The organism is Pseudonocardia sp. 73-21, assembly GCF_001899645.1.
Taxonomy (GTDB): domain Bacteria; phylum Actinomycetota; class Actinomycetes; order Mycobacteriales; family Pseudonocardiaceae; genus Pseudonocardia.
This window is the reverse complement of record NZ_MKVV01000030.1, coordinates 1-14,729: the sequence shown is the minus strand read 5'-3', so window position 1 is coordinate 14,729 and position 14,729 is coordinate 1. Positions and strand designations below refer to the sequence as shown.

The window sequence follows — 14,729 nt, the reverse complement described above, 5'->3', positions numbered from 1 at the left end:
GACAACGACATAGAGACACCCCCCCGGGGTCGTGAGCGGTTGTCAGTGCTCCGGCACCGATTTCCGCGCACGGGCGCGTCAGCGCACGTCAGGCCAGGGCGTCCAGGGCCAGGCCCGCGTACACCGCCACCCCGGACGCCATCGCCGCCTCGTCGAAGATCACCCGGTTCGAGTGGTTCGGGGCCGCGTCGTGGGGCCGGACCCCGGGCGGGCAGCCGCCCAGGAACGCCAGCGCCCCGGGCACCTCGGCCAGCACGTAGGAGAAGTCCTCGGCACCCATGATCGGCGTGGCCATCGACATCGTGCGGCCCGGGCCCAGCGTCGCGTCGGTGACGGCCTCCAGCCGTTCCGCCGCTCCCGGGTCGTTGACGGTGACCGGGTACCCGGCGTCGATGACGACGTCGGCGGTGCACCCGTGGGCCAGCGCGGTGTGCCGGCAGACGCGGTGGATCTCCTCGTGCATCTGGGTGCGGGTGGCCTCCGACAGGGTGCGCAGGGTGCCCTCCATGAACGCCGTCTCCGGGATGACGTTGTCGGTGGTGCCCGCCGAGATGTGCGCGATCGTCAGCACGGCGGGGTGGTGCGCGTCGATGCGGCGGGTGAGGGCGGTCTGCAGCGCGCCGACCATGGCGGCGGTGGCCGGCACCGGGTCGAGCGCGTCGTGCGGGGCGGACGCGTGGCCGCCGCGGCCCCGGACCGTCACCCGGACCACGTCCGCCGCGGCCATCACCGGCCCCGGTCGGGTGTGGATCTCGCCGCTGGGCACCGTCGAGGAGATGTGTAGCGCGAACGCGGCGTCGGGGCGCCCGGCGGGGCCGGTGCGGTCGAGCAGGCCCTCGTCGATCATGTAGCGGGCGCCGTGGTGCCCCTCCTCGCCGGGCTGGAACATGAACAGCACCCGCCCGGCGAACGCGTCGCGGCGCCCGGCCAGCAGGCGCGCGGCGGAGGCGAGCATGGCGACGTGGGTGTCGTGGCCGCACGCGTGCATCGCCCCGGCCACGGCGGAGGCGTACTCCAGGCCGGTGTCCTCCTGCATCGGCAGGGCGTCCATGTCGCCGCGCAGCAGCACGGTGGGCCCCGGCCGGCGGCCCTCCAGCACCGCGACCACCGACGAGACGGAGTGCCCGAGGTGCACCTGCAGCGGCAGGTCCGACAGGGCGGCCATCACGGCGTCACGGGTACGCGGGAGGTCCAGGCCGAGCTCGGGGAAGCGGTGCAGCGCCCGGCGCAGCGCGACCGTGCGGGGCTGCAGCGCCCGGGCCTCCGTGCGCAGGGCGACCCCGTCCATCGGCATACCGGTGATCCTGACATCTCCCGGACGCATCGGGAGGGTCAACTTCCGGCTGTGGTTTGGACCACAGTCGTTCGGAGGCCTACCGTAGGGTCATGGCGGTGCAGAGCGTCCCGGCCCCCGCAGGCGTGCGGGAACAGGCCCTGCCCGGGTTCGCCGTCGCGGCGATCCGGGAGGAGGGCCGCTGGCGCTGCGTCCGCCTCACCCCGGACGCGCTGCTCGATCTCGACACGGCCATCACCGAGCTGCGGGGCCTGCGGTCGCCCGGGGCGGTCCTGGGCCTGCTCGACGTCGACGACGAGTTCTTCGTGCTGCTGCGGCCCACGCCCGGCGGGGTGTCGCTGATGGTGTCCGACGCCGTCGCCGCCCTGGACTACGACGTGGCCGCCGACGTGCTGGACCTGCTGCGCGTCGAGCTGCCCCCCGACGACGACGCGCTCGACGAGCCGTGGCCCGAGGGCGATCTCGCGATCGTCGCCGACATGGGCCTGCCCGCCGATGAGCTCGAGGTCCTCGCGGGCGAGGTGGAGCTCTACCCGGACGAGCAGCTTGCCGTCATCAGCCGCCGCTGCGGTTTCGCCGATGCGCTGGCCAAGGTCGTCGACATCCGGTGACGACCGCACGTATCGGATCCGTCCCCGGTGATGCGGACGAGGTCCTCGTCCGGCGCGCGCTGGACATCGCCGCGGCCGCCCCGCGCACCGGCGACGTGCCGATCGGGGCGGTCGTCGTCGACGCCGAGGGGCGCGAGCTGGCCGCCGCCTGCAACGGCCGGGAGGCCTTCGGCGACCCCACCGCCCACGCCGAGGTCCTCGCGCTGCGCGCCGCGGCCGCGGTGCTCGGCGAGTGGCGGCTGGAGGGCTGCACGCTGGCCGTCACGATCGAGCCGTGCACGATGTGCGCCGGCGCGATCGGGCTCGCCCGGGTGTCCCGGGTGGTGTTCGGCGCGTGGGAGCCGAAGACCGGCGCCGCCGGATCGCTCTGGGACGTGCTGCGTGACCGCCGGCTCAACCACCGCCCCGAGGTGGTCTCGGGCGTCCTGGCGGGGGAGTGCGCGGCGCTCATGGAATCGTTCTTCGCCGACCAGCGCTAACGTACGGCGATGGATGGTGTTCTCGAGCAGACCAGGGTCGGCGCCTACGTGGTGTGCGTGCGGGAAGGTGCGATCCTGCTCAGCCGGTTCGCGCGCAGCGGCCGGTGGACCCTGCCCGGCGGTGGCATCGACCACGGTGAGCACCCCGAGGCGGCCGCCATCCGTGAGGTGATGGAGGAGACTGGTTACGTCATCTCGCTGGGCCCGCTCATCGGCGTCGACTCGGCGCAGTGGAAGCACGCCCACGAGGGCCGGCCCATCGACATGCACGCCGTACGCATCCTCTACACCGGCCAGGTCGTGGGCGGTGAGCTGCGTTTCGAGACGGACGGCAGCACGGACATGGCCGAGTGGGTCCCCCTGGACGACGTGCGCAGGCGCACGCACTCGAGCCTGGTGGACGTCGGCCTGGCCGCCGCCGGCGTCAGCTGAGCCGCCCCGCCGCCACCACCCGCGCCAGGAACTGCTGCGTGCGCTCCTCCGCGGGAGCCCCAGCACCTGGTCGGGCGGGCCCTGCTCCAGGATCCTCCCCGCGTCGAGGGAGCAGACCTGGTCCGACACCTGCTTCGCGAACCCCATCTCGTGCGTGGCCATGAGGATCGTGATGCCACCGCGGGCCAGCTCCCGGACGATCGCGAGCACCTCGCCCACCAGCTCCGGGTCCAGCGCCGAGGTGATCTCGTCGAGCAGCAGCAACCGCGGCGCACGGCCGGCGCCCGCGCGATCGCCACCCGCTGCTGCCGCCCGCCCGAGAGCCGGTCGGGGTAGGCGCCGGCGAAGTCGTCGAGACCCACGCGGTGCAGCAGTTCGCGGGCGCGCTCGTCGTCCCTTCTGGAGTTTCCGTGACGTTCCGTCGACCGCTGGTCCTCGTGGCTGCGCTCGCGCTGTAGGTGGGCGTGGCGCCCGCCGCCGTCGCCGCGGAACCGCTGCGCATCCACGACGTGCGGGGCGCCACGAGGCTCCCCCTACGCCGGCCAGGTGGTGAGTACCCGCCAGTCGACGGTGCTGCGCGGGTTCGTCGACAGCGTGCTGCGGCTGAACCCGACCGCGAGCATCGTGGCGCTGGGTGACCTCGACGACGTCCCGTTCTCCCCGGCTCTCGCGCCCCTGACCGGCCGCGGCGGCCTCGTCGACCTGATCACCACACTGCCGCCGGGGGAGCGCTGCAGCTACGGGTTCGACGACAACTCCCCGACGCTGGACCACGCGCTGACGTCGCACTCGATCCTGTTCCCGCAGTACGACGTGGTGCAGATCAACGCCGAGTTCGCCGACCAGGCCGGCGACCACGACCCCAGGTGGTGCGCTTCGTCCCCCTCGGTGGGCTGGCGTAGGGCTCGGGTAAGCTCGTCCGCGGTAGCGTGTCCGAGCGGCCGAAGGAGCACGCCTCGAAAGCGTGTGAGGTGCAAGCCTCCGTGGGTTCAAATCCCACCGCTACCGCCAACCTGAACAGCCGAAACGCCGGAACGGTCCACACGGACCCGACCGGCGCTTCTGCTTCTAGTCTCAGTTGTAGTCTCATTCGTCGTCCGCGGACCCGTCGCTGACCTGCCAGATCAGTCCTCCGACGCGCGACGCGATGTCACGTTGGATCGCCGACGTGACGTGCTGGTAGCGAGCCGCCATCGCCGTGTGCGACCACCCCATGATGCCCATGACCGCGCGTTCCGGGACGCCCAGCAGGAGCAACACCGTCGCCGCGGTGTGTCGGGCATCGTGCAGCCGGCCATCCCGTACGCCGGCCCGGACGAGCAGCTTCTTCCAGTCGTCCCAGTCCGTGCGCGGGTTCAACGGGCCTCCGGTCGGAGTGGCGAACATCCACCCGCCGTCCACCCAGAGCTGCGCCGCCTTCTCCCGTTCCTGGTCCTGCTCGACCCGATGAGCCCGCAGGAGCTCCACCAGCTCAGCCGGTAGCCCGATGCCTCGCCGGCCGGCGCGGGACTTGGTCTCCGCCGTCTCGTCACGCTCCGGTTGGCGCTTCGGGCAGTGGCCGGCGTACTTCCGGCCGCAGGTGCCACCGCACCCATGACGCCACCGAGGACGCAGCCGGCCACGCCGGACGAACATCGACCCGGCGTCGAGGTTGACGTCGGACCACTTCAACCCGAGCGCTTCACCCTGGCGAAGCCCGAGCGCGAGGGCGACGGCCCAGCGCGCCCCGTTTCGTCCGTCGAGCGCGGTCTTCAGCAGGAGCCGGATCTCGTCGACGGAGTACGGCTCGATCTCGTGTTCGATCAGCCGCGGAGCCTTCGCCAACGTGGCCGGGTTCCGTGCGAGGTGGCCCCGCTTCACCGCCTCGTTGAGCGCCGTCCGCAGCGTGCGGTGAGCCTGATGCGCCGTCGCCGCCGCGCTGCCGTTCGCCATCATCCGGACGTACAGCTTCTCCAGGTGCTCGGGTTCCAGCCGATCGAGGCGGTGCTTCCCGATGCCCGGGATGAGGTGCACGTTCACGGCCACGCGGTATCCGGAGATCGTGTTCTCGCGAACGAAGGGCGCCGCGATGTTCTCGACCCAGTGCGTGAGCCACTTCTCGACCGTCCATGTCGGACCCGACTTGCGAACGGTGCCGGTGTCGCGGCCCTTCTCCAGCTCGCGCACCTTGCGCGTCACGTCAGCCCGGGTGCCCATGACGTGCCGCCGATCGGGCCGGCCGTCGTCCTTCACCCCGACCGTGACGCGCCCGTGCCAGTGCCCGTCCTTCCCGAGGTAGATGCTCGACGCACCGTTCGGCGAGCGCGTCATCAGGCTGCCTCCGGACCGTGCGGGCACGTGCGCAGCCGCAAGACGTAGGAGTCCAGTGCGTCCGTCGGGACGCGCCGCAGCCTGCCGATCCGCACCGATTCCACCTCACCGGCCGTGACCAGTGCGTACATCAGCGTCCGGCCAATTCCGAGGCGTTCCGCCGCCTCCTCCACCGTGAGCACGATTCGTAACGGCCGTGCGGTTCCGGTCTCCATCACGCTGCCTCCTCGGTAGTTGCCGAACGGTTCTCGGGTGGGTCGTCGCCGGCCGCGAGTTGCGCGGCGTCGTAGTCGGCTTTCCAGCGTTGTCGCTCCGAGATGGCGGCCAGGAGCAGCGCGGGCCGGGTAGGGACGTCGGGGTCGCCGGGCTTGGTCTTCTCCCACTCGAACGGTCCGTCATCCACGGCGTAGCCGGGTCGCACGCCAGCCTTGTCGAGCAGTTGCCGAACGAACGCCGCGCGCTCGGCCCGGTGGTCATCCAGGGTCTTGCCCGACCACTTGCGCGAGACCAGGACGCGGCGGCCGGCGATACCGAGGTGTTCAGGCATGTGCGCCTTGCCCTTGCACACCCCCGGCACGGTGGCCAGGCGGGCGCCTTGGGGTTGGACGCCGTAGAGCAGCCACACCCCGCAGCGCGGCGAGCACGGCGTGATCCGCAGCTCGGCGACCAGCCGGTCACGGTGGCGGCGTTGCCGGTCCGATGCGTCGTCGGCGAGGCCGGCGGCGTGCGCGACGTCCTTGGTCAGGTACTTGGTGAGGTAGCCGATGTGCCGCCCGGCCTCCTCGGTGCCCCCGAGGATGCCCTTCACGTGGACCTGCGCCCCGAACCGCACCGTGTGCGCCGGCGCCGGCAGGTTCGCCGGGTCGGTCGCCTCCTGCCAGGTCGGCAACGGTGTGCGGGTATCGGGATCGACGAACCCCTTGCTGCGGTCGTCCCAGCGCGGCACCCGGTCCCCGCTGTAGCGGATCTCGTCGTGCGCCGGCCACCACACCTGGTGATAGGTCGCGGCCGCGATCGCGCGCAGCTCGGCGCGCGGGATCGAACCTCGGATGGCGGCGTGGAAGTGCGGGGCACCCCGGCGTTGCGGCTCGATCGTGCCGAAATACTGCACCTCCCACCCGACACAACGCCGGGTGTTCTGCCAGAACCGGTCGAGCACGGCCGGGAAGTGGATCGCGTCCCGCGCGGCGCGGCGGTAGTCGTAGCGGTCCGGGTCGAGCGCGGCCCCGTCCCCGTCCACCCGCCCGTACGAGTCGAGCGTCAGCGTCAGGAAGGTCGAGGGCCGATACTTCTCCCCGAACACCCGCCCGAGAGTCCGTTTCTCCACCGGCCGGCGGGGCAGGTTGGGCGCGTCCTGCCGCCGGCGGGTCGAGCGTTTGCGGGCGGGCCGGTCGGGTGGGTCGAGGGGTTCGAGCCGGCCCCGCACCCCGAGCCCGCGCAGCTGCCCGTCCACCACCTCGACCGCGTCGCGGATCTGGTCGCACTCGTCCTCGTCGCCGGCCAGGCGGGCGAGCTGGTAGGCGGCATGCAGGTCCGCCCGCGTAGCCATCAGCTCCTTCTGAGCGGAACTGGGATCGGCCGGGCGGGCGATGGGTTCGTGCTCGAGGTGCCAGCCTTCGCGGCACTGCACCATCCGCAACCGCCGGTTCTTCTCCGCACACGGCTTGCACAGGTCCTCCCGCCGGGCACCGCAGGGGACGGGGACCACGTCGACCTTCCCCGAGGTGAGGTCAATCCTGCGCAGCGCGAGTGGGCGCACGCACACGCCGTGCTCCTCGGCGAGCTGGCGAGCGACGTCCCCGGTGAGCGCGAGGAGGGCCTTTTGGGCGCGGGTGAGCTGGTCCTGCTCAATCCACCCCGTGGTGCCGGCCGGCGGCGGCGCCGGGTCGGTGATGTGGTCTGTGCTCATGTGAGACCTCCGGCAGGGTGGAACGCGGGGCGGGGGGCGGGCAGCGCGAGCAGCGGCCCGGCGATACCGGGAAGGGGGTCGGCGGTGACGAACGCTTCGAGGGCCTTGATGGTCTGGTCGGGCACCCACGCGGAGCGCACGCGCAGCGGTTCGCGGATGCCTTCGCCGAACAGGTAGCCCACCCCGGGTTCGTGTTCGCCGATGCGGTTGGCCCAGGCGCCGCGGTCGTAGGCGTGCTCGCCGAGCACCATCGACACGTGGGCCTTGGACGCGACGCGCAGGCAGATGCGGCGCGGGAACAGTTCCCGGACCGGGACGGTGTCCTTGGTCGGCTCCTGCACATACCCGCGCACCGAGTAGCCCAGCGCACGACCTTGTGTGGTGAGCAGGGCGATGCGTTCGATGATGGCTTCGCGCGTTTTGCGGTCTCCGACGTAGCGGACCAGGGCGCCGATCTCGTCGAACTCGACCAGCTCCAACGGGTTGTCGCGCGAGATGGGCACGACCCGCTTGCGGGTGGAGAAGCGTTCCTTCCGCTCGGTCATACCTTCGATGAGGTCGTCGAGCAGCGCCAACGCGTCGGTGCTGGTGGAGGCGTAGCGGTGGAACACCCGCCGGCCGTAGGCCAGTTCCATGCCCTTGGGGTCGATCGCGGACACGCGCACGAGGCCGTCGCGGATGGCCGGGGCCATGGAGATGATCGGCGACCAGGTGAAGGAGTTCTTCCCCGCGCCGGTGGAGCCGGCCACGAGGGTGTGGCTGCCTTCGATGGCCTGGAACCAGTCCGTGCCGTACTCGGTGCGCCCGGACCACACCCGGCGGACGTCGATGTGCTCGCCGCGCACTCCCCACAGGGCGGCGAGGGGTTGGCACTCGACGACCGTGGCGAGTCGGTCGTGGCGTTGGTAGTCGATCGAGACCAGGTTCGGGCCGAGCTCGCGGACCTGACAGCGCGCCACCCCGCGCGCCACCGCGAGCGAGCGGGCCGCGAGGTCGAAGTCCTCGGGGGTCTGCCCCGCCACCAGCCGCACCCGGACCTCATCCCACGACCCGCCGGAGCGGACACCGACCACGCGCGGGGTCTGCCCGGCGCCGGGCTTCACCTTCGGTTGGACCGCGGAGCGGCGAAACGGGTTGACCTGCACGTGCACGCCCGGGTCCCGGTCGGCCACGGTAAGGCCGCAGGCGCGCAGCCAGTGGGGCATCTTGCGGGCGTAGACCATCCAGCGCAGCCACCACCCGCGCAGCCGGCGCCCGGCCCACGGCTCGAAGGAGCCGTGACCGAGGTACCACCAGCCGAGCATCCCGAGCGCGACGGCCGCCACGGTGGCGGCCAGCGAGGGCCAGCCGAGCAGGTAACACCAGCCGAGCACGAGCGTCGTGCCGATGCTGGTGCGCCAGTGCCGCACGATCCAGCGCCCGAGCTTCCACGTGCCCTTCACCAGCAGCCAGGCCGTGACGAACACGACCGCGATCGCGGCGAGGGCTTCCAGGAGTTGGGTCAACCACTTGCCGATCTTGTGCAGCACCCACAGGGCGCCGCCCGCGACGAGGACGAGCAGGACCAGTTGCGCGGTCGACATCACGCCACCCCCGATTCGTGGCCGGCCCGCTGGCCCAGCGCTGGTGTGCGGCCTGGCGGGTGACACCGAGCCGGGAGGCGATCTCGCCCCACGAGTAGCCGGCCGCGCGGAGCCCGGTCACGGCGTCGCCGATGGCGGCGTCGAGGTCCACGGACAGGGCGGCGAGGTCGGGCAGGGCCTCGACGTCACCGGCGGCGATGCGCCGCCCGGCCGCCCGGCCGCCCGGAGGATGCGGCGGCCGAACGCGGCGAACTCGGTGTTCTCCACCACCCGCGGCGAGCGTCCGGCCGTCAAGGTGGCGTTGACGCGGGAACGGGTCCGGGCGCTCACGCGGCCACCGCCCCAGGCCGAGCCGACGAGCTGCGGCGGCCGGCGAACACGGCGGCCCGCTCGTCCGGGGTCAGGCCGGCGGTGATCCCCCACCGACGCGCCGGGTCCTCCCCCGCCATCACGTCGAGCAGACAGTTCAGCCGCACAACGCAGTCGGCGCAGATCCCGCGGGCGGCGGTGACGGCAGGGCCGATCGGGTCGAGGTCGAGCGGGTAGAAAACCTCCGGGTCCACCTCGGCGCACATGGCGTCGCGGCGCCAGTCCTGGCCGGTCGCGGTGGTGGTGGACGTGGTCGTGGTGGTGGTGGTCGCGTTCATGTGGTCACCCCCAGCTCGGCCCAGTTCGACAGGGCGCCGGCGGCGTCGGAGGTGGGGCGCTGCTCGGCGCGGGCCTGCCAGTCCGCGGCCAGGTCGCGCCAGAACCGGGCCCGGTCGCGCTCCTGGCACTCCGCAGCGACCGCGGCGAGCCGGAACACCGCGTGCACACCCGGGTCGCAATGGGTGGCCAGGACGCGCCACCAGCCCGCGGTGCGGGCGCAGATCATCGACAGCCGCTGCGCACGTTCGGCCCGCTCGGCGTCGGTGCCCGGCCGGGTCGCGGCCAGGGCGTGGAACTGTCGGTTGTAGTCGTCGGTCGCGGCGGCGACCCGATCCGCAACCGGCGGCCGGTCGATTGGGTCTGCGGTGGTGGTCAGGGTGTTTCGGGGCGTACTCATCTAGGGTCGGTGTCCTTCCGGGACTCGGTTGCCTGCCAGGGCGTGGGTTGCGTGAAGGTCAGGAGAGGAGCCCGCTGTGAACGGGCTCCTCTCCGCTATGCGGAGGGTCAGGCCGCCTCCCCGGAGTTGACGCGCGGCGCCGGCTTGCTCACGCCGACGTGCGGGGCGCGCATCGCGGCCGCGCGGAAGCTGTACGCGACGCGGGCGCGGCCGCCGTTCTCGTTGAGGTACGGCGTGACCGTCAGCCCGTCGAACTCGACCGGCCGAAACGGCATCCCCGCGATCGCCTCCGGCGGCACCGGCTGATGCGGGGCCGAGATCTTCACCGTCACCGTCTTGGCGTCCTTGCGGGCATCCGGGTCGGGGTCGAGCACCGACACCGACCACACCAACAACCCCGACTCCTTGTCGGTGGCCTGCACCGGACGCTCCCGGGTCGAACGCTCGAAATCCCGCACCGGCTCCACCTCCCCCACGACGTACGCGCCGTGCGGAAACACGTCCCCGTGGTTGACCTTGAACCTGCCGTTGATCGCCATCGTGGGCTCCTCTCGGTCCGCCCTGCGGACCGTGTCAAACTGGCTTGAGCCAGGTGACGTGAGTCAAACAGGCTTGAGCCAGTACGTCAAGCACTGGCTCAGGCCAGTGCGGATAGAGTGGCGTCGTGACGACCTCGACACCCCGGCCACGCGCCTCGCTGGGCGACTACCGTGCGATTGCGCGGGCGCTGCGCGACGAAATCACCGCCGGCCGGTACCGCCCCGGCGACCAGATCCCCTCCGAGCGCGCGCTAGCTGCGGAACACGGCGCTGCGCGGAACACGGCACGCGAAGCCATCGCAGAGCTGCGGCGCGAAGGACTCGTGATCGCCAAGCACGGGCGAGGTGTCTTCGTCCGTGACCGGCCGCGCTGGATGCGCTTCGGGCGCCGCCGCTACAGCGCAGCGATGCGCAGTTCCAGTGAGCTGGGTCCGTTCGGCGCTGAAGCCATCGCCCAGGGCCGCGCACCCCACGTCGACAGCACCATCACGCGGGCCGAGGCGGCGCCTGACGTTGCCACGAGGCTGGGCATCGAGCCCGGCGCCGCCATCGTCCGCCGTGAGAACTGGTACTTCGCCGACGGCGAACCCGTGCAGGTGGGCATCACCTTCGCACCGTGGCACATCGTCGAGGACACGCCGCTCGCCGACTCGGCCGACATGGGGCCGGAAGGCATCTACGGTCAGTTCAGCGCACGCGGACATGTGATCACCTACATCCGGGAGGAGATTTCCGCCCGGATGCCTAGTCGAGAGGAAGCCGAGCGCATGCAGATCCCCGACGGCGTGCCGGTAATAGACCTGTGGCACACCGGAATCGATGCCGCACGGCTGCCGTTCGAGGTCACCCACTTCGTGATGCGTGCGGATTCCACAGCGCTCGATTACGACATGCCAGTGGAGGAGCAGTGACCGCCGACCGCGTCGTCATCCGTCTGCGCCACGACGCAGACCTGCCCGCGCTCGCCGCGTCACTGGTGCGCGTCCATTCCGTCGACGGATACCCGGTCGAAGGCGTTGCCGACCCCGAGGCGTGGCTGCAGCACCCCCATGCGCTGCGCAGTTGGACAGCTGAGATCGCCGGGAAACCAATCGGGCAGGTGACCCTGACAAGCGCCGAACCCGACGACGAGGCGGCACAAGTCTGGCGCCGCGAGACCGGCGGCGCACTCGCGGACCTGGTCGTCCCCGTCCGCCTCTTCGTCGACCCCGACCACCGCGGCGCCGGAGCCGCGCAGCTCCTCATGAGCGCCGCAATGGAGTATGCCCGCTCGCTTCACCGTGCCGTAGCGCTCGACGTCATGGCTAAGGACCGGGCCGCCATCCGTCTCTACGAGCGCCTTGGCGCCCGTCGGCTCGACACGATCTCCCACAACCACAGCGACGGACTTAGCGAACCCGCGATCGTCTACGACTTCCCCGCATAGCTCGCGGCCGCCGGTGAGTGCCAAACTGAGCAACAATCGCCCCTTAAAGCTGCGGACGAGCCGGACGGCAACGGACGTCTGAGCTGCGGGGGGAGTGGAGCCGGAGCCACGTTGGCCGCGCCGTGCCTAGCAGCCAAGGGCCTAGCGATCCCTACCGGAGATGCCGTTCGAGCAACTCCGCGAGGCGTTCCATGCCGTTCTCGCGCAGGAACACCGCCAGGTGAGGCGAGGTGGTTGGTTGGCGCTGTAGGGCGTGCCAGACGGCCCCGTGTACATTCCCCGCGGAGTCCGGTGTAGAGCCGGTGTAGAGCCCTCCACCTGGTCCGATGTACATGCCGTCTCCGGGCCGGGTGACGTTCCCGCTGGTGAGCGCGCGCATCGCAGGCCCAGGATCAGGCGGCCTGCCTCGTCTCCCGGAAGACCTTGTGGATCTGTGTCGGGTCGCATGCGCTGCAGCATCGCGCATCCGGCACCCTTGTCAGCATGCCAGACGAGATTGAGTTGATCGGTGGGATAGAGAAGCGCGACATCGTGATCGTCGCCTATAGCCCGAGCTGGCCGGCTCGGTTCGCAGCCGAGCGTCAGCGGATCGCCGAGGCGCTGGGACCGACCGCTCGCCGGATCGACCACATTGGCTCGACATCGGTGCCTGGCCTCGATGCCAAACCGATCATCGACATCGACATCAGCGTGCAGAACCCCGACGACGAGTCCGCCTACCTGCCTGCGTTGGAGCGGGCCGGGTACCACCTTCGCGTCCGTCAACCAGGCCATCGGATGGTTCGGACGACAGACCGCGACGTACACCTCCACATCTGTCGGGAAGGCAGTGACTGGGAACGGCGGCACCTCCTCTTCAGGGATTGGCTCAGATTCAACGCCGCGGATCGTGAGGCCTATGCGGCGCTGAAGCGGGAGCTTGCTCGGCGTGAGTGGTCAGACATGAACACCTACGCTGACGCTAAGGGAGCGCTGATCGGGGCGATCACGGCTCGCGCCGAGTCCTGGGCGAATCTGGTCGACTGGCAGGTGGCGCGCCCTCGCCAGTCGGGCAATCCGGGATGACATACGAGTCTGGCGTCGTCAAGATCGACAGGGTCGAGGCAGCTAGAAGGCATCACGAGCGCACGCCCCCGTACGCTCCGACACGGTGAGCGACACGGCGACCGGACACATCGTCACCGTTCTTGTCACCGTTCTACTTCTACGCTGCCGAATCTGTCTCTATGGGATCAAGGCGCCGCCTCCGGCGGCGCGGGCCGGCTATGCCGGCCCGCCGTCCACCCCCTCTACCTCCGGCCCGGGTGCGGCCGTCGGTCCGTCCTACCCGGCCCCCTCCACGGAAGGGCGTCACAGATCCAAGAGACCAGATCAGCGCGAGCAGCAGGTGTACGCGGCGACCGTAGCTCTGCCCGACCGGCCCGCCCGTCGATGGTCACGCGCCCGCGTCTCGTGACGTCCTGCGCAGCGACTCGTCCGGCACGAAGCCCAGGCGCTCGTAGAGCCGACGGGCAGGGTTGTCATCGGTGACCGCGAGCGTCCACTCCACGTGCGAGGCACCGAGGAGAGCGCGCGCACTTTCAGCAATTAGCGCAGCACCAACACCGCGGTTCCGCCACTCCGGGACGACGATCGCGAACGCGAGCAGCAGGTGAGAACCGCCGTCGGTCACCAGGCAGGTTCCCGCGAGCTGCGGGCCATTGACGGCGACGAAGCTGGCATCCCAGAGGACAGCACCGTAGTGCCCCTGCAGGGTTGCTGCAGCCTCCGTGTGATGCCAGGCGTCATCCTCACCTGTGTCATCCATGGTGCCCCGGTAGCCATCGGCCATCAGGCGCCCAAGCAGCTCGACGTCGGACTCGGCTACGTGGCGCTGGACCAGGCCCTCGGGCAGCACATCGTGATGACTGGCGGCATCGCGCAGCTGTCCACGCATCGGTGTCGATCGACGAGCCACGGGAGCATCATCGTCCGGTCTGAGGAAAACAGCGGGCTCCGCCCACACCCGACACCGCTCGGAGATCGGGGAAGTGCGGCGGGGTGGTGATCTCCTCACGGCGCGCCCAAGGGCTACCGGACCGCGCGGTGGGGCACAAGGCGGGACTGCATGCCTTGCACCCCACCGCGCGGCCCGGAAGGGTTCCACCCGCGCCGCGAGGAGATCACCACCAGCACCCGGTGTTGGACGCGCAAGAACAAGCCAGCGGACTATGCACGGACGCGGCGGGTGTGGACGCGGCATCGCCGCAGGTCAAGGCCCGGTTGACAGCCCACTGTAAAACCGGCGGCGCATTGCGGCCACATGCAGCCGCCACCGCCGAGCCGGTCAACCAGATCGTCACATGCCAGTCAGGTGATCGGGCCATCGAGGCCGGACCAGTCGGTGGCCGTGATCGCTGCGGCGAGGTCCCACGAAGGCTGGCCCGGTGATGCCCGTCGGCCGTCTTCAGTTCGGGCCTCGATCGTGAAGCCTGCTGGCCCTCGTAGCAGCTCGATCGTGATCTCGGCCGTGTCGCCGTGCGGGCCACGCCGACGGCCGCGATACCAGTGGACGACCTGTGCAACCTCGGCGTTGCTCGCACTACCAAGTCTTGCCAGGATCTCTTCGTAGTCCTGAATGTGCAGCACGGACTCGACACTATGCCCGTCCAACGTCGCCTCGTCATCGCTTGAAGCGTGAGCCAGTCTCAGTTCCAGTTTTGGTTCGTACTCGTTCGCCGGCATTCGCTTCACGTTCGACCTGCACGATGACCACTGCGAGCATGACACCGGCCACGCCCGAACAGCCATCACCAGACTTGGAAAGCGTGTGGTCTCGCTCGACCGTCGGGCGAGACCACCGGAACGCGGTGATCATGGGCCAGTCTCAGTTCGAGTCTCATTCGCCACCGTTCGGGCAGGTCCACGGCGTGCAAGCCGGGGGAGCGGGCGCAGGTCCAGACACTCACGGGCCTGCCCGGACCCCGCCCGGCAGACCTCGAAAGCGTGTGAGGTGCAAGCCTCCGTGGGTTCAAATCCCACCGCTACCGCCATGTGATCAACAGAGGCGCCGGAAGGGTCCACGGACCCGACCGGCGTTTCTGCTTCCCGCGGTGGGAGGA

General features: G+C 70.8%; 16 protein-coding genes, 1 tRNA gene and 1 pseudogene. 7 read left to right on the top strand and 11 right to left on the bottom strand.

Annotated features, from left to right (window positions below; translation table 11 throughout):
• Positions 1-88: 88 nt before the first annotated feature.
• Complete coding sequence (locus BGP03_RS08740; protein ID WP_296374418.1) at positions 89-1,294, bottom strand: M20 family metallopeptidase; 1,206 nt, start codon at positions 1,292-1,294, stop codon at positions 89-91.
• 92 nt (positions 1,295-1,386) lie between these two features.
• Here BGP03_RS08740 and BGP03_RS08735 point away from each other — a divergent pair, with 92 nt between their 5' ends.
• Genes BGP03_RS08735 through BGP03_RS08725 form a run of 3 tightly spaced genes read left to right on the top strand, consistent with a single transcriptional unit; the run spans position 1,387 to position 2,816 of the window.
• The gene (locus BGP03_RS08735; RefSeq protein ID WP_296374419.1) at positions 1,387-1,905 is read left to right on the top strand and encodes a tRNA adenosine deaminase-associated protein; all 519 of its coding nucleotides are present in this window, start codon (positions 1,387-1,389) and stop codon (positions 1,903-1,905) included.
• Positions 1,902-2,384, top strand: a complete 483-nt coding sequence (locus BGP03_RS08730; RefSeq protein ID WP_296374421.1) for a nucleoside deaminase — start codon at positions 1,902-1,904, stop codon at positions 2,382-2,384. Before BGP03_RS08735 ends, BGP03_RS08730 begins: the two co-directional genes overlap by 4 nt.
• A gap of 9 nt (positions 2,385-2,393) precedes the next feature.
• The gene (locus tag BGP03_RS08725) at positions 2,394-2,816 is read left to right on the top strand and encodes an NUDIX hydrolase (RefSeq protein WP_296374423.1); all 423 of its coding nucleotides are present in this window, start codon (positions 2,394-2,396) and stop codon (positions 2,814-2,816) included.
• Here BGP03_RS08725 and BGP03_RS08720 read toward each other — a convergent pair.
• A pseudogene (locus tag BGP03_RS08720) lies at positions 2,809-3,205 on the bottom strand (ATP-binding cassette domain-containing protein); the annotation flags it as partial. The gene BGP03_RS08725 and the pseudogene BGP03_RS08720 overlap by 8 nt on opposite strands.
• A 534-nt stretch (positions 3,206-3,739) precedes the next feature.
• On the opposite strand from BGP03_RS08720, the gene BGP03_RS08715 reads away from it, so the two are divergent.
• A tRNA-Ser gene (locus tag BGP03_RS08715) sits at positions 3,740-3,827 on the top strand.
• 75 nt (positions 3,828-3,902) lie between these two features.
• Here BGP03_RS08715 and BGP03_RS08710 read toward each other — a convergent pair.
• From BGP03_RS08710 to BGP03_RS08680, 7 genes are all read right to left on the bottom strand, one after another.
• Positions 3,903-5,126, bottom strand: coding sequence for a site-specific integrase (locus BGP03_RS08710; protein WP_298799370.1), 1,224 nt, complete (start codon positions 5,124-5,126; stop codon positions 3,903-3,905).
• Positions 5,126-5,341, bottom strand: a complete 216-nt coding sequence (locus BGP03_RS08705) for a helix-turn-helix domain-containing protein (RefSeq protein WP_363093415.1) — start codon at positions 5,339-5,341, stop codon at positions 5,126-5,128. The genes BGP03_RS08710 and BGP03_RS08705 overlap by 1 nt, the downstream gene beginning before the upstream one ends.
• Positions 5,341-7,035, bottom strand: a complete 1,695-nt coding sequence (locus BGP03_RS08700) for a replication initiator (protein ID WP_298799369.1) — start codon at positions 7,033-7,035, stop codon at positions 5,341-5,343. Before BGP03_RS08700 ends, BGP03_RS08705 begins: the two co-directional genes overlap by 1 nt.
• A complete protein-coding gene (locus BGP03_RS08695; protein ID WP_298799368.1) occupies positions 7,032-8,618 on the bottom strand; it encodes an FtsK/SpoIIIE domain-containing protein in 1,587 nt (528 codons plus the stop codon). Before BGP03_RS08695 ends, BGP03_RS08700 begins: the two co-directional genes overlap by 4 nt.
• Positions 8,619-8,944: 326 nt before the next feature.
• Complete coding sequence (locus BGP03_RS08690; protein ID WP_298799367.1) at positions 8,945-9,265, bottom strand: WhiB family transcriptional regulator; 321 nt, start codon at positions 9,263-9,265, stop codon at positions 8,945-8,947.
• Positions 9,262-9,663: a hypothetical protein gene (locus tag BGP03_RS08685; protein WP_298799366.1), complete on the bottom strand. Its 402-nt coding sequence runs from the start codon at positions 9,661-9,663 to the stop codon at positions 9,262-9,264. The genes BGP03_RS08690 and BGP03_RS08685 overlap by 4 nt, the downstream gene beginning before the upstream one ends.
• 107 nt (positions 9,664-9,770) lie before the next feature.
• Complete coding sequence (locus BGP03_RS08680; protein ID WP_298799365.1) at positions 9,771-10,202, bottom strand: plasmid replication, integration and excision activator; 432 nt, start codon at positions 10,200-10,202, stop codon at positions 9,771-9,773.
• Between the two features lie 125 nt (positions 10,203-10,327).
• Between BGP03_RS08680 and BGP03_RS08675 the strand changes: the two genes are divergently transcribed.
• From BGP03_RS08675 to BGP03_RS08665, 3 genes are all read left to right on the top strand, one after another.
• Positions 10,328-11,113: a GntR family transcriptional regulator gene (locus BGP03_RS08675; RefSeq protein WP_298799364.1), complete on the top strand. Its 786-nt coding sequence runs from the start codon at positions 10,328-10,330 to the stop codon at positions 11,111-11,113.
• A complete protein-coding gene (locus BGP03_RS08670) occupies positions 11,110-11,628 on the top strand; it encodes a GNAT family N-acetyltransferase (protein WP_298799362.1) in 519 nt (172 codons plus the stop codon). The genes BGP03_RS08675 and BGP03_RS08670 overlap by 4 nt, the downstream gene beginning before the upstream one ends.
• Before the next feature lie 483 nt (positions 11,629-12,111).
• Complete coding sequence (locus BGP03_RS08665; RefSeq protein WP_298799361.1) at positions 12,112-12,693, top strand: GrpB family protein; 582 nt, start codon at positions 12,112-12,114, stop codon at positions 12,691-12,693.
• Positions 12,694-13,063: 370 nt separating this feature from the next.
• Here the strand turns inward: BGP03_RS08665 and BGP03_RS08660 are convergent, their stop codons facing one another.
• Together BGP03_RS08660 and BGP03_RS08655 are read right to left on the bottom strand one after the other, a co-directional pair.
• Positions 13,064-13,564, bottom strand: coding sequence for a GNAT family N-acetyltransferase (locus BGP03_RS08660; RefSeq protein ID WP_298799360.1), 501 nt, complete (start codon positions 13,562-13,564; stop codon positions 13,064-13,066).
• 413 nt (positions 13,565-13,977) lie between these two features.
• Positions 13,978-14,352 carry a hypothetical protein gene (locus BGP03_RS08655; protein WP_298799359.1) on the bottom strand — a complete coding sequence of 125 codons (375 nt, stop codon included), beginning with the start codon at positions 14,350-14,352 and terminating at the stop codon, positions 13,978-13,980.
• Positions 14,353-14,729: the final 377 nt, after the last annotated feature.

Coding starts and splice junctions, on each gene's coding strand:
- BGP03_RS08740 (WP_296374418.1), bottom strand. CDS start 1,294: ATGCCGATGGACGGGGTCGCCCTGCGCACGGAGGCCCGGGCGCTGCAG.
- BGP03_RS08735 (WP_296374419.1), top strand. CDS start 1,387: ATGGCGGTGCAGAGCGTCCCGGCCCCCGCAGGCGTGCGGGAACAGGCC.
- BGP03_RS08725 (WP_296374423.1), top strand. CDS start 2,394: ATGGATGGTGTTCTCGAGCAGACCAGGGTCGGCGCCTACGTGGTGTGC.
- BGP03_RS08710 (WP_298799370.1), bottom strand. CDS start 5,126: ATGACGCGCTCGCCGAACGGTGCGTCGAGCATCTACCTCGGGAAGGAC.
- BGP03_RS08705 (WP_363093415.1), bottom strand. CDS start 5,341: ATGGAGACCGGAACCGCACGGCCGTTACGAATCGTGCTCACGGTGGAG.
- BGP03_RS08700 (WP_298799369.1), bottom strand. CDS start 7,035: ATGAGCACAGACCACATCACCGACCCGGCGCCGCCGCCGGCCGGCACC.
- BGP03_RS08695 (WP_298799368.1), bottom strand. CDS start 8,618: ATGTCGACCGCGCAACTGGTCCTGCTCGTCCTCGTCGCGGGCGGCGCC.
- BGP03_RS08690 (WP_298799367.1), bottom strand. CDS start 9,265: ATGAACGCGACCACCACCACCACGACCACGTCCACCACCACCGCGACC.
- BGP03_RS08685 (WP_298799366.1), bottom strand. CDS start 9,663: ATGAGTACGCCCCGAAACACCCTGACCACCACCGCAGACCCAATCGAC.
- BGP03_RS08680 (WP_298799365.1), bottom strand. CDS start 10,202: ATGGCGATCAACGGCAGGTTCAAGGTCAACCACGGGGACGTGTTTCCG.
- BGP03_RS08665 (WP_298799361.1), top strand. CDS start 12,112: ATGCCAGACGAGATTGAGTTGATCGGTGGGATAGAGAAGCGCGACATC.
- BGP03_RS08660 (WP_298799360.1), bottom strand. CDS start 13,564: ATGCGTGGACAGCTGCGCGATGCCGCCAGTCATCACGATGTGCTGCCC.
- BGP03_RS08655 (WP_298799359.1), bottom strand. CDS start 14,352: ATGCCGGCGAACGAGTACGAACCAAAACTGGAACTGAGACTGGCTCAC.